The organism is Mycobacterium sp. 3-98, assembly GCF_035918355.1.
Classification (GTDB): Bacteria; Actinomycetota; Actinomycetes; order Mycobacteriales; family Mycobacteriaceae; genus Mycobacterium; species Mycobacterium intracellulare.
This window is the reverse complement of the sequence record NZ_CP142360.1, coordinates 3,670,346-3,682,708: the sequence shown is the minus strand read 5'-3', so window position 1 is coordinate 3,682,708 and position 12,363 is coordinate 3,670,346. Positions and strand designations below refer to the sequence as shown.

At 67.5% G+C, this 12,363-nt stretch carries 12 protein-coding genes and 1 pseudogene; 6 read left to right on the top strand and 7 right to left on the bottom strand.

Annotation, left to right across the window (positions count from 1 at the left end; genetic code table 11):
- Positions 1 to 2 precede the first annotated feature (2 nt).
- The 3 genes from QGN30_RS17425 to QGN30_RS17415 all read right to left on the bottom strand — a co-directional run bounded on the left by QGN30_RS17425 (position 3) and on the right by QGN30_RS17415 (position 2,453).
- Positions 3 to 719 carry an NAD(P)-dependent oxidoreductase gene (locus tag QGN30_RS17425; protein ID WP_038535890.1) on the bottom strand — a complete coding sequence of 239 codons (717 nt, stop codon included), beginning with the start codon at positions 717 to 719 and terminating at the stop codon, positions 3 to 5.
- Between the two features lie 203 nt (positions 720 to 922).
- Positions 923 to 1,408 (bottom strand): MarR family winged helix-turn-helix transcriptional regulator, encoded by a 486-nt coding sequence (locus tag QGN30_RS17420; RefSeq protein WP_009952290.1) that lies wholly within the window; start codon positions 1,406 to 1,408, stop codon positions 923 to 925.
- 139 nt (positions 1,409 to 1,547) lie between these two features.
- Complete coding sequence (locus QGN30_RS17415; protein WP_008255736.1) at positions 1,548 to 2,453, bottom strand: haloalkane dehalogenase; 906 nt, start codon at positions 2,451 to 2,453, stop codon at positions 1,548 to 1,550.
- A gap of 111 nt (positions 2,454 to 2,564) precedes the next feature.
- Between QGN30_RS17415 and QGN30_RS17410 the strand changes: the two genes are divergently transcribed.
- The gene (locus QGN30_RS17410) at positions 2,565 to 3,293 is read left to right on the top strand and encodes a DUF2652 domain-containing protein (protein WP_008255737.1); all 729 of its coding nucleotides are present in this window, start codon (positions 2,565 to 2,567) and stop codon (positions 3,291 to 3,293) included.
- Positions 3,294 to 3,304: 11 nt separating this feature from the next.
- Here the strand turns inward: QGN30_RS17410 and QGN30_RS17405 are convergent, their stop codons facing one another.
- Positions 3,305 to 4,444: a MalY/PatB family protein gene (locus QGN30_RS17405; RefSeq protein WP_263650155.1), complete on the bottom strand. Its 1,140-nt coding sequence runs from the start codon at positions 4,442 to 4,444 to the stop codon at positions 3,305 to 3,307.
- A 66-nt stretch (positions 4,445 to 4,510) separates the two neighbouring features.
- The gene (locus tag QGN30_RS17400) at positions 4,511 to 5,605 is read right to left on the bottom strand and encodes an NAD(P)H-dependent amine dehydrogenase family protein (RefSeq protein WP_038535901.1); all 1,095 of its coding nucleotides are present in this window, start codon (positions 5,603 to 5,605) and stop codon (positions 4,511 to 4,513) included.
- Between the two features lie 151 nt (positions 5,606 to 5,756).
- On the opposite strand from QGN30_RS17400, the gene QGN30_RS17395 reads away from it, so the two are divergent.
- Genes QGN30_RS17395 through QGN30_RS17385 form a run of 3 tightly spaced genes read left to right on the top strand, consistent with a single transcriptional unit; the run spans position 5,757 to position 8,202 of the window.
- Positions 5,757 to 6,089: a hypothetical protein gene (locus tag QGN30_RS17395; RefSeq protein ID WP_051473039.1), complete on the top strand. Its 333-nt coding sequence runs from the start codon at positions 5,757 to 5,759 to the stop codon at positions 6,087 to 6,089.
- A gap of 13 nt (positions 6,090 to 6,102) precedes the next feature.
- The gene (locus tag QGN30_RS17390) at positions 6,103 to 7,182 is read left to right on the top strand and encodes an NAD(P)H-dependent amine dehydrogenase family protein (protein ID WP_225331391.1); all 1,080 of its coding nucleotides are present in this window, start codon (positions 6,103 to 6,105) and stop codon (positions 7,180 to 7,182) included.
- A gap of 45 nt (positions 7,183 to 7,227) precedes the next feature.
- A complete protein-coding gene (locus tag QGN30_RS17385; RefSeq protein ID WP_038535903.1) occupies positions 7,228 to 8,202 on the top strand; it encodes an LLM class flavin-dependent oxidoreductase in 975 nt (324 codons plus the stop codon).
- A gap of 71 nt (positions 8,203 to 8,273) precedes the next feature.
- On the opposite strand, the pseudogene QGN30_RS17380 reads toward QGN30_RS17385, so the two are convergent.
- A pseudogene (locus tag QGN30_RS17380) lies at positions 8,274 to 9,385 on the bottom strand (ABC transporter substrate-binding protein).
- Between the two features lie 76 nt (positions 9,386 to 9,461).
- Positions 9,462 to 10,250 carry a spirocyclase AveC family protein gene (locus QGN30_RS17375; RefSeq protein ID WP_009952281.1) on the bottom strand — a complete coding sequence of 263 codons (789 nt, stop codon included), beginning with the start codon at positions 10,248 to 10,250 and terminating at the stop codon, positions 9,462 to 9,464.
- A gap of 196 nt (positions 10,251 to 10,446) precedes the next feature.
- On the opposite strand from QGN30_RS17375, the gene QGN30_RS17370 reads away from it, so the two are divergent.
- Entirely contained in the window at positions 10,447 to 11,109 is a 663-nt protein-coding gene (locus tag QGN30_RS17370) for a TetR/AcrR family transcriptional regulator (protein WP_009952280.1), read from the top strand.
- Between the two features lie 37 nt (positions 11,110 to 11,146).
- Positions 11,147 to 12,352, top strand: coding sequence for a cytochrome P450 (locus QGN30_RS17365; protein WP_009952278.1), 1,206 nt, complete (start codon positions 11,147 to 11,149; stop codon positions 12,350 to 12,352).
- The last annotated feature ends 11 nt before the right edge of the window (positions 12,353 to 12,363 follow it).

The window sequence follows — 12,363 nt, the reverse complement described above, 5'->3', positions numbered from 1 at the left end:
ATTCATCTCGTCGGTATCGAGTCAGAGTCTTTGGCCGACAGTGCCTCTCGACGTACCATCTGCCACAGGGTCGGGGTGGACTGGGTCGTCGAGATGACCACGATGCGCCGGAGGGAAGCCGAGTCGGTGACGAGGGAAATCAGATAGTCGGCCAAGTCGATACGTGCGGTGAACGCGCCCACCGGCTCGATGGGTCCGCTGATGTAGTCGGTCGGTTCGGGCAGGTCGAACAGGCCGGAGGGCCGAACGATCGTCCAGTCGAGGCCGCTGCCGCACACGATGGTTTCCATGCGGCGCATGTCGTCGTACACCGTCTTACCGATCGTCGTCCTGATGATGGGGTCGATCAGGCGCAGCAAGCGCGGGGCGTGCAGGCGTCGCGTGGGATGTACCGACGTGGAGCTCACGACGATCAGGCGGCGCGTCCCCGACGCACGCATGGCGTTGACGATGTTGGTCGTTCCGGTCGAATAGGTGTCGACCCGGTGGCGGGCGAAGGGCACCCCGAGCGCCGAGACCACGGCATCGGCCCCTGCGATGGCTGCACGGACGGCGGAGTCGTTCCGCACGTCGGCCGCCACAACCCTCAATTGCGGGTGCGTGATGGGGAATTCGCGTGGATGTCGGGTCACGGCGACCACGGCGTGCCCGGCGGTCAGCGCGCATCTGACGGCGAGTCGACCCGTTGGCCCGTTGGCTCCGAAGATGACCGTCTTCATCGTTCGCTTCCCAATTTGTCACGACTAGTGATTATCACGGTACATGACGATTATGCACGGTGCCAGACTGAATGTAGGGAGACTGAAGCCGCGCTGCACGGCGCCAGCAGCATGGTGTCGTGACTTCGCGCCGTATGGCTTAGGGAATGCGGCCGACGAGCGCATTGCCTCGTCGCGCCCGCCGATTGGTCAATGACCGACGATCACGCCAGTTGGGGATGAACTCCGGGAATGAGCCCTGCCCCCGCGGCGACGCGCTGAAGAAGGCGGCGCAGCGTGTCGCGTTCTTTCGCAGACAGGGGCGCGGCTATTTCGTTTTCGAGGTTGCGGCCCTGCTCATGCAGCGCGGGCAGCAGGCGGCGGGCCTTGGCGGTAAGCGTGACAGCGACCGCGCGCCGATCCTCGGGGCGCGGTAACCGCTTTGCGAGTCCTCGCTGTTCAAGCTGGTCGATGACCACAACCATGGCATTGCGGTGGATCCCGAGGCGTTCGGAGAGCTGACGCTGGGATTGGCCGTCGGCACTAGCGAGTGCCAGCAGAACTGCGTACGTGCGGGGGTCGGCCCCTATCGACGAAAGCCGGCGCTGGAAGTCGCTGCTGATATGGGCGCCGAGTTGCGCGAGGAGAAACGGGATTCGTTCGTCGAGTTCAGCAATGCCGGAGTGATGTTCACTCGGCGGCTTGGCCAACGTCGGCTCCTCAAGTACTGGACTGTTTGCGCCGCAACGCTTTAAGTAGAAGCGTTGCCAGTGCAGGGATTATCATCCTACAAGATCGTCATCGGCCGGTACAGTTTCTCGGCATCCGGCCGCGCGTACTCCCGCCGTCTCAGAGCAGGGCCTGCTGCCACGACAGGACGCGTGCGGCCAGTTCGGGTCCGCGGTCCTCCTGGATGAAGTGGCTGGCGTTGATGCGGGCGTGCGGCTGGCCCGCGGCGCCGGGGATGTGCTTGATCAGCGGGGTGTCCGCTTGCCCGAGGATGGGGTCGCGCGCACCGAAGATGGCCAGGAACGGCTTCTCCCAGCGCCCGAGCGCCTCCCACGCCCGCCTGTTGGCCGGAATCGCCGGATCGCTGGGCGAGGTGGGGACCAACTGGGGGAACGCGCGGGCCCCGGCCTGATATGTCTTGTCCGGGAAGGGGGCGTCATACCCGGCCCGCACCTTCGACGACACCCGGCGGACGGTCCCGGCGCCCACGATGCGTCCCGCCGGCAGCACGGGGGAGTAGCGCGCAAAGGCGCGCCAGGCATGGAAGGCGGGCGGGGTGCGCCGCTGCGCCGTGGGCAGGAAACCGTTGGCCACCACCAGCCTCCCGACGCGGTCGGGCTGCTCGGCGGCGATGCGCAGCCCGATCAACGATCCCCAGTCCTGCACGAGCAACGTGACATCCCACAGATTGAGGTGCTCGAACCACGAGACCACCCATTCCACGTGCCGCTGGTAGGTGTAATCCTCGATGCGGCTGGGCTTGTCCGACCGGCCGAAACCGATCAGGTCGGGTGCCAGCACGCGGTTCCCGGCGTCGGTCAGGGGCGTGATCATGGAGCGGTACAGATAGCTCCACGTGGGCTCGCCATGCAGCAGGACGATCGGCGGCCCTTCGATCGGCCCCTCGTCGAGGTAGTGCATGCGCAGCGGCCGGGTGTCGCTTGCCGTGACGTCGAGATAATGCGCTACGAACGGGTAGCCCTCCAGGTTTTCGAAACGGGAGTCCGGGGTTCGCAGCACATGCATATCAGCTCCTCCGGTGAACCGGCACCTCTGCTAGCCTCTCTCGCCGAGGCGCATTCGTCTAGTGGGAGATTCATTGAGCTGGGCCGCGCCGGCCATTAAACTGGCTTATTCATGGCAATTCGGCGCGCGGTTCTGCTCATAGCCGACATCGGCGGTTACACGCACTACATGCAGTGGAACCGGACGCACCTTGCCCACGCCCAGCTGACGGTCGCGGGCCTGCTGGAGTCGGTCATCAACGCCGCCAAGGGGCTGAAGCTGGCCAAGCTCGAGGGCGACGCCGCATTCTTCTGGGCACCGGACACCAACGCCAAAGTGGTGGTGTGCGAGCGGCTGTCACGGATGCGCACGTCGTTCCTGGAGCGACGGGAGCGGATGAAAAACGACATCGCCTGCCAGTGCGCGAGTTGCGCGCAGCTGGAGAAGCTGTCGCTCAAGTTCGTCGTGCACGTGGGCGAGGTGGCGGATCAGAAGGTGAAGCGCCATGTCGAGCTGGCCGGCTTCGATGTAATCCTGGTGCACCGAATGCTGAAAAACATGGTGCCGGTAGCCGAATACGTGCTCATGACCGATCCCGTCGCGGAATGCCTCGACGAGTCGATGCGTGGGCTGTGCACACCCATGCTGCACGTGTTCGACGGCATCGGCGAAACGTCGACGCACTACATCGACCTCGCGTCGTTGCAGGTTCCCGCCGTGGAGTCCGAGCGCAGTTTCTTGCGCCGGCTTGGCGCGACGATGAAGTTGGAGTTCAACACCCTGCCGTTCACCCTGGGCATGCGGGAGCCCGCCGAGGGGTTCCGCAACTTGGGGCGCGGGACCGAAGAAATCTCCGCGTAGCCCCCGCGCCGCTACTGAGCGCCGGCGAGGGCGCGGCCCATGCGCGACAGGGCCTCGGTGAGGATAGCGCGTGAGGTGGCGAAGTTCAGCCGCACGTGCCCGGCTCCGCCGGTGCCGAACACGTGGCCGGAGCTGAGCGCCACCCGGGCGTGCTCGAGGAACCAGCGGGCGGGTCCGGACAGGTCGGCGACCACCGCGAGGCCATCGCTTTCCTCTTCGTCGATACCGAGTGCCCGGCAGTCCAGCCACGCCAGGTAAGTGCCTTGTGGCCATTGATATTTCACGCTGGGCAGCTGCTCGGCGACCAACTCGCCCAGCAGCTTCCGGTTAGCGTCGAGGCCGGACAGCGTCGCGTCGAGCCAGTCGGCGCCGCTGCGGAACGCCTCGGCGTGTGCGATGACGCCGAGATGGCTGGCCCCGTGGCTGACCTCCTCCGGCATCCGGTCCAGGTCGGCGGCCGCCTCCGGCCCGGCGATCGCCACCGCCGCCTTCAGCCCGGACAGACTCCAGGCCTTGGACGCCGACGTCAGGGCGAAGGCGTTCTCCGCTCCGGGGACGGTCAGGAAGGGGGTGAACCGCGATCCCGGCAGGATGACGGGCGCGTGGATCTCGTCGGACACCACGCGGACGCCGTATCCGCGCGCGAGTTCGGCCACCGTGCGCAGCTCCTCGGGCGTGTGCACCGTGCCGGTCGGGTTGTGCGGATTGCACAACAGGTAGGCCACGTTCCCGTGCGTCGCGCGGGCCCGGGAAAAGGCCTCCGCTAACGCGCCCAGATCGATGCGCCCCTCGGCGAGCGGCGCTTCGATCACGCGGCGGCCGTCGTGCGCCACGAACGCGTAAAACGGTGCGTACACAGGGGGATTGACGACGACGGCGTCACCGCGATCGGTGACCAGACGCAACACCTCGACGATGCCGAGCATGACGTCGGGAACGAGCGCGGTGCGGCCCACCTCCAAGTCGTCCCAGTCCCAGCGCCGCGCCGCGAATTCGCTGACCGCCTCCGCCAGCGCCGTGCCGCACGGGTATCCGGTGTCGCCGTCGTCGAGGGCCCTGCGCAGCGCCTCGGCCACCGTCGGCGGCAGGTGCACGTCCATCTCGGCGACCCACAGCGGCAGGACGTCGGCGGGATGCGCCCGCCATTTCATGCTGGTGCGAAGCCGCAACTGCTCGAGCGTGAGCTCTTCGAAGGGATTAAAAGTCACTCGGGCAGATTATGTGGCGAACGCGTGCTTCGGAATCGTCAACGGCAGGTCGACCGAGCTGAGCAATCCCGGCTTCGCGGCAACGACATACGGCACCGCGTTGACGACGCGCATCGCGGTGGCGACCATCGCGCCGGCCCCCGAGGTCATGCCCGCGATCCCGGCCCGGCCGGGATCCCGCAGCGTCGCCGCCAGGGTGCAGTCGAGGTCGGGGTCGCCGGTGATCATGACGCGATAGGACAGGTCGCCGATCCCGATGGGCCAGTCGGGCGCGACGTCGTGGGCGAGCCGGGTGACGTGCTCGATGACGATGGCCTCGCGGCCGTCGACCACCCCGATCGCCTGCATCCGCAGCGCGCCACAGGTTCCGGCCTCGACGGTGCCCATCGCGACTTCCAGCGTCCGGTTGGTGACCGCGCGATCGAAACCCTCACGGACTTCCTGGACTTCGACCCCGAGGGCGTCGGCGATCAACCGGATCTGGCCCTGCCATTCGCCGGCGATCGCGCCGGGAAAGCCGATCCAGGGTTGGTAGTCGAGCGGGCGGCCGAAACCCAGCGCGTCGCTCATGATGTCGGGAACCCCGTAATCGTCGTAGAGGCCGATCTCGAACGAGTGGATCTTTTCGATGACCGACGACTGGGTCGACAGCACCAGCGGCAGGTAGTCGGCGGCGAAGCCCGGCTCGATCCCGGACGCGTACAGCGATGCCTGGCCCCGCTTGGCGGCGGCGACCAATTGGTCGCGCCACTCCGCGGGTTCGTAGGCGTGCGGGTTGACCAGCCGCGTGGTGCTGGTCGTCACGACGTTGATCCCGGCTTCGAGCAGCTTGACGTAGTCCGGGATGGCCAGCGCGTCGCGTTCCGGGCCGCTGGCCGCGTAGATGACGCAGTCCGGCTTCAACGCGATCAGCGCGTCGGCGTCGTTGGTGGCTGCCACGCCTATCGCCTCCCCGCCGGCCAGTTCGCCCGCGTCCTTGCCGACCTTGTCGTCCGAGTGCACCCAGACGCCGGCCAGGTCCAGATTCGGGCGCCGGGCGAGGGCGCGGATGGCGATCGAGCCGATGCCGCCGGTCGCCCACACCACCACGCGATGAGTCGTCATCTCGTTCCTCCTCAAGTCCATATCAGCCGCCGGTCTAAGACCAACGGCCGCCGCGGTTTTCGTGTGTTCGCGACGCGCGGCCGGTCCGGGCGGTCAGGTTTAAGAAAGCAGGCACTATCTTAGCGAACAAATTTTAGGTTAGTCTGCAGCGGTGAGGGCCGAATCCGAGTTTTTCCCGCCTCCGGGCTTCGTGGCCGACGACGTGGGCCGGGCCTGGGACGAGTTGGGCCCGCACCTGGTGCACGACGCGGTGATGGCCGCGTCCTACCGCCCCCATGACGACCCGGTGGCCAGCATCACCCGGGCCGACAGCGTGGACGCACTGCGCGCGGAGGGCGGCCCCTACCGCATCTTCACCACCGCCGAGGCAACCGAGTACGTCCGTGGCGGCCGGCCGCTGCCGCTGCACCCGCGGTGCGGCGGCAGCGCCCCCGACGTCGCCTGGCCCTACCTAGAACGCGCCGCGCGCGCCGCCACCCAATAAAAGGAGAGCACCGGTGTCGATCCAACAGCCCCTGCGTGTCGTCGTGTGGTCCACCGGCGGCGTCGGCAAGGTCGCGATCGACGCCGTCCGCCGGCGCCCGGACCTGGAACTCGTTGGGGTATGGGTACATTCGGCGGACAAGGTCGGCCGGGACGCGGGGGATCTGTCCGGCGGCGACCCGCTCGGGGTGGCGGCCACCGACGACGCCGAGGCCCTGATCGCGTGCAAGCCGGACTGCGTGGTGTATGCGGCCAGCGGTCCCGAGCGCGACGGGGCGGCGGTGCCCGATTATCTGCGGCTGCTCAAGGCCGGCATCAACGTCGTGTCGACGTCGTCGACCAGCCTGGTGCATCCGCCGTCGTATTTCGCCCCGGACTGGCGCGACCGGCTCGAGGCGGCGGCCACCGCAGGCGGCGCCTCGTTCTACGCGTCGGGCATCTTTCCCGGCTTCGCCTCCGATCAGCTCGCGCTGCTGATGACGACGCAGTCGAAGCGCATCCGGACCATCACGGCCAGCGAGGTCGCGCTCAACGACCACTACCCGGTGGCCGACGTGATGATGAACGGGATGGGATTCGGCCACCCGCTGGAGTTCCAGCCGATGCTCGCCACGCCCGGCTTCATCGAAATGGCTTGGCAGGCACCGATATACCTGATCGCCGGCGGCCTGGGGGTCGAGGTGGAAGAGGTGCGTGGCTCCCTGGACCGACGGTTGGCCGACCGCGACATCGAGGTGGCATTCGGCACCATCAAGGCGGGCACCTGCGGCGCCGTGCGGACCCGGGCGGCGGGCGTGGTGAACGGTCGCGAGGCAATCGTGATCGAACACGTCATCCGGATGGCCCGCGACGTCGCGCCCGATTGGCCGACCTCGGAGTCCGACGCCACCTATCGGGTCGACATCGACGGCGATCCCGACGTCCACTGCGAGATGAGGATGGGGGAGGCCGAAGGCCACGGCGCGGGGCACGCCGCCATGGCGTCGACGGCGATGCGGGTGGTCAACGCGCTCCCGTATGTGGTCACCGCACCCGCCGGCCTGCTGAGCTCGCTGGACATTCCGATGACGCTGCCGCTTTACGCCTTCGACTGAAGGTGTAACGTGCATCACCAAGATTAGGCCACCTAGGAGTTTGCCGTGTACACACTGCGCTTCGACATGCGCGATCCCGAATGGGCCGCGGCCCCAACCGATCTGTACGCCGCGGCGCCCGAAATGTCGGCCTGGGCCGAGGAGCACGGCGGTCTTGCCGCCGTGCTGTGTGAGCACCACGGCTCCGAGGACGGGTATTTGCCGTCACCGTTCTTGCTGGCCTCGGCGGTGGCGGCGCGCACGCAGCGCCTGGCGCTGAGCCTGATCCTGATCCTGCCGTTCTACGAGACCGTGCGCCTCGCCGAGGACATGGCGGTGCTGGACATCATCAGCAATGGTCGGGCGTCGTACATCCTGGCCCTGGGCTACCGGCCCGAGGAGTTCGAGCACTTCGGCGTGCCGATCAAGAAGCGCGGTCGCGTCTGCGACGAGAAACTCGCGCTGCTGCGGCGACTGCTCGCCGGTGAAACCGTGATCGAGGACGGGCGGCGGATCACCGTGACGCCGCGCCCGCTGACCCCCGGCGGCCCGGGGCTGATGTGGGGTGGGGGAACGTTGGCGGCGGCCCGCCGGGCCGGCAGGTACGGCCTGGGCATGGTGGGCAACGCCAACGCCCCGGGCATCCGGGAGGCCTATGAGGAGGCCTGCCGCGAGCACGGCCACACGCCGGGCCCCACCATGTTTCCCGACCGCAACACCCCGTCGGTCGTGTTCGTCGCCGACGACGTCGATCGGGCGTGGAAAGAGATCGGCGACCACCTGCTGCACGACGTGCGGACCTACGCCGCGTGGAACCCCGGCGACGAGACGACGGCCGGCTTCTCGCACGTGAACACCGTCGACGAGCTACGCGAGACCGGAACGTCACACGTGATTATCTCTGTTCCCGAGGCGGTTTCGTGGGTGAAGGCCGGGCAGGTGCTCAACCTGTCGCCGCTGTGCGGCGGGTTGCCACCGGACATCGCGTGGCCCTATCTCAAGCGGGTGGGCGAGGTCGTGCTCCCGGAGGCCCTGTCGTAATTTTTCGTGCCGAACGTGGAGTTGTTGCGTGAAATGTTCGCGATTTCGCGCAACAACTCGACGCTCGGCGGCTACTCCTCGCCGAAGCGATCGACCAGGTGTGAATTGACGCCGTCGGCGTCTCGCCGCCGCGCCACCAGGTACCCCGCCCCCACCCAGGCGCGCCGCGACCAGTTGCCGAACGACACCCGCGTTCCCGGGGCGCCGGACGCGGCCGGCATCATCTTGACGCGCTCGAGCGCCTCCTTGACCCCCGCGGGCTCAACGGGTGCGCGTCCGCGAGCGCCCGCAACAGGGTGAACGCCACGTCGCGATTCACCACCGGCACACACCATTCCGGGCGCCGCCCGAAGGCCTGCTGGTATTCGTCCAGGAATTTCTGCCCGACGACGTTGCCCTCGTCGTACTGGTCGACCCCGGTCCAGCCCATGAACGCGTTCCACATCACCGGGTTGAGCCACGCGTTCTGGAAGGCGGTCCCGCAGAACCGGGGCGGATCCCAACCCAGCGCGTCGAGCGCCGGGTTGACGAACACGATCCCGAAGCCGAACCCGCAGTGCACGATGGCCTGGGCCTTCGCCTCGTGCAGCGACCGCACGGCGGCCGTCACGTCCCCAGCGGTCTGCGCGATGGGCGCCTCGGCGACGATGCGAATGTCCTTGCGGCGGCAGGCATCACGGAGGTTCTTCAGGTAGGCCTCGCCGACCAGGGATTGCTCGACGAGCACGCCGATCTCGGTGTGGCCGCCCTTGGCCAGCAGGTCGGACCAGAAGATCGGCTCGTCGGTGTGCGAGCCCATCGGGAACGCGAAGAACCATTCGCCGAGCGCGACGTCGGACCCGGTGACGCTGATGCAGGGAACCTTGAAGCGCTCCTCGATGGCCTCTCGCGTCGGGATCGCGTTGTCGCCGATGTTGGGGCCGAAGACGGCCAGGCAGCCCACGTCGCACAATTCGCCGTAGGCGTCGATGACCGCTTTGACCGATCCCTTAGGCAACCCCTCCACCTCGCGGTAGACGATCTCGATCGGGCGATCGATCAGCCCCTGCTCGACGCCCTTGCCGAAGACCAGGTCGAACGGCTGCGTCAGGTCCTCGAAATACGTTGTGGGAAAGCCCTCGGGCAGCCGAAAGTCCATCAGGTAGCCGATTTTGATCGGCTCGGCCTTGCTTTCGTAGCTCATCTGAACTCCTTGGTGCCGAGCGTGGAGTTGTTGCGCGAAATGGTCGCGATTCCGCGCCACAACTCCACGTTCGTCGCTAGCGCGGTTGGTTCGGGACGCCCGGGAACAGCTCGCCCGCCGGCGGCTCGGTGGTCACCCAGCCGCCCAGCTTGGTTGCCAGGTGGGGCGCGAAAACAGCGCCGTAGAGGACGTTTCCGATGACGATCACGGCGACGACGGACAGGATCGAGGTGGTGACGCGGTTCTTCGACCTGTTCTGCGCCCACATCTCGATGACGTTGCGTCCCTGGTCGTCGGTCCGGCCCAGCAGGTAGGTGAAGAGCATCATCTGGATGCCCATCGCCAGCGAGTCGTAGAGCGGGTACTGGTGCAGGGTCCCCTCGCGGATCGCGAGCCCGGGAATCACGCGGCCGTAGTAGAACACGCCGAGCTTGGCGCCCAGGAACCCGTTGAAGAACAGTGCCCAGCAGAAGCCGACGATCAGACCGACCACCAACAGCGTCTGTGGTCTGCGCCAGTTGAACCTGGCCGCCACCCATCGGCCCAGGGCCGCGCCGGTCACGGCCGGCAACACGAAGTAGGAGATGTAGCCGACGGGAACGAACAGCGGCAGCCCGCCCCACGTCATGTCCAGCGGCCACCACGACGGCATCCGGGGGATGGCCGGCGGGAACTGCGCGTACATCGCCCAGTCGTAGGGGGCCTCGATCCACGAGAACGACATCGCCGAGATGCACAGCAGCAGAAGGGGGTGCACGCGCCGCTGGCGCACGCTCAGATAGATCCCGAGGGCGGTGAACGTGATGCCGCCGACGAGCGCGAAATCGCTGGCCGCCTGCATCACCGGCGTCATCTGGGAGCTCACCGGTCGGCCCCTTGACTCCGGCGTGCCTGCGGGTCGAAGCGCAGCACCAGCCCGAAGATCACAACGATCAAGCCGAACAGCGTGCCCAGCATGATGACAGCGCCCACAGTCGCAATCCCTTCCGATTCGAGCTCGACTGATTAGATAGTGCCTACTATCCTAAAGGGAGTCAACCATCGGGTGAGGAGGCAGTGACGTGGCCCAGCGGTCGTCCGGCACGAAACGCGGCGCGGCGGAGGCGTCGGCCTCGGTGCGCCGGCCCCGCGGCGCCCCGCGCAAGCTGCTGCTCGACACCGCCCGGGCCCGCTTCGCCCGCCAGGACTACCGCAGCACGACGACGCGCGAAATCGCCCAGGCCGCAGGCGTTACCGAGCATCTGTTGTTTCGCCACTTCGGCTCCAAGGCGGCGTTGTTCCGTGAGGCGCTCGTCCTGCCCTTCACCGATTTCGTCGAGGAGTTCCGCCAGACCTGGCAGTCGGTCGTCCCGGAGGAGACCGACGAGGAGGAGTTGGCGCGCCGGTTCGTCGGGCAGCTCTACGACGTGTTCGTCGAGCATCAGGGCCTGCTGTTGACCCTGATGGCATCCGAGGCGCTGTCCGAGGAGGAAAAGGCCGACGCCGGCATCGCCGAGATCCGGCAGGCCGTCACGGCGCTCGGGCAGATCAGCGCCGAGGGCATGCACCTGCGCGGGCTGCGCTCGGACCATCCCGACCTGCCCGCCCACTCGACGGTCGCGATGATCGCCGGCATGGCGGCGTTGCGGTCGACCTACTTCGGGACCGAGCCGCCGTCGAGGGAGACCATCGTCGACGAACTCATCCAGGCCATCTTGCACGGCTTCCTGCACAGGAACGGCTGAGCTTTCGAAAGACCGCTCTACTCAGAGGAATTGGTTCATGACAGACACCAGCGCGATCGAGTTGTACTACGACCCCTTCGACTCCGTCATCGACGACGACCCCTATCCGGTGTGGAAGCGGATGCGCGAAGAAGCGCCGCTGTATTACAACGAGAAGTACAACTTCTACGCGCTGAGCCGCTACGAAGACGTGGCGCGCGAACTGCCCAACTGGCAGACCTACCGATCCGGCCGGGGCACCACCGCCGACATCCTGTTCGCCAATATCGAAGTGCCGCCCGGCATTCTGCTGTTCGAAGACCCCCCGCTGCACGACCTGCACCGCCGCCTGCTCTCGCGTGTTTTCACGCCCCGGCGCATGCTGGCCGTCGAAGACCTGGTGCGTGGGTTCTGCGTCCGCGAGCTTGACCCGCTCGTCGGCGCCGGCGGCTTCGACTTCATCGCCGACCTCGGGGCGATGATGCCGATGCGGACCATCGGCTACCTGTTGGGCATCCCCGAGGCCGACCAGGAAAAGATCCGCGACCGCAGCGTCGCCAACATCGAACTGTCCACGGACAGCGACCCGGCCGCGGTCGACGCGAACATCTTCGCGAACTCCATTGCCCTGTTCGCCGAGTACATCGAGTGGCGGGCCAGTCATCCCTCCGACGACCTGATGACCGAGCTGCTGCGGGCCGAGATCGACGAGCCCGACGGCACCCGGCGCCCGCTGTCGCGCACCGAGGTGCTGGCCTACACCGCCATGATCGCCGGCGCCGGCAACGAGACGACCGCCCGGCTCATCGGTTTCATGGGACAGCTGCTGTCGGACCATCCCGAGCAGCGCCGCGAGCTCGTCGCCGACCCGTCCCTCATTCCCGGGGCGATCGAGGAGACGCTGCGCTTCGAACCCCCGTCGCCGGTGCAGGCGCGCTACGTGGCCCAGGACGCCGAGCAGTACGGCCGCGTCGTCCCCGAGGGTTCATTCATGTTGCTGCTCAACGGTTCCGCCAACCGCGACCCCCGGCGGTTCGCCGATCCGGACCGCTACGACATCCACCGGCAGGCGGGCGGCCACCTCAGCTTCGGGCAGGGCCTGCACTTCTGCCTGGGCTCGGCGCTGGCCCGGATGGAGGCGCGGGTGGCCTTCGAGGAGGTGCTCAAGCGCTGGCCGGACTGGGAGGTCGACTACGCCAACGCCGAGCGTGCGCACACCGCGAGCGTGCGCGGATGGGCGCGCCTGCCGGTGGCCACTCGCTGAGCCGCGGCACC

Excerpts from the sequence above, each read along its gene's own strand:
- QGN30_RS17400 (WP_038535901.1), bottom strand. The coding sequence starts at position 5,605 with ATGACGACTCATCGCGTGGTGGTGTGGGCGACCGGCGGCATCGGCTCG.
- QGN30_RS17425 (WP_038535890.1), bottom strand. The coding sequence starts at position 719 with ATGAAGACGGTCATCTTCGGAGCCAACGGGCCAACGGGTCGACTCGCC.
- QGN30_RS17405 (WP_263650155.1), bottom strand. The coding sequence starts at position 4,444 with ATGAAATGGCGGGCGCATCCCGCCGACGTCCTGCCGCTGTGGGTCGCC.
- QGN30_RS17410 (WP_008255737.1), top strand. The coding sequence starts at position 2,565 with ATGGCAATTCGGCGCGCGGTTCTGCTCATAGCCGACATCGGCGGTTAC.
- QGN30_RS17415 (WP_008255736.1), bottom strand. The coding sequence starts at position 2,453 with ATGCATGTGCTGCGAACCCCGGACTCCCGTTTCGAAAACCTGGAGGGC.
- QGN30_RS17365 (WP_009952278.1), top strand. The coding sequence starts at position 11,147 with ATGACAGACACCAGCGCGATCGAGTTGTACTACGACCCCTTCGACTCC.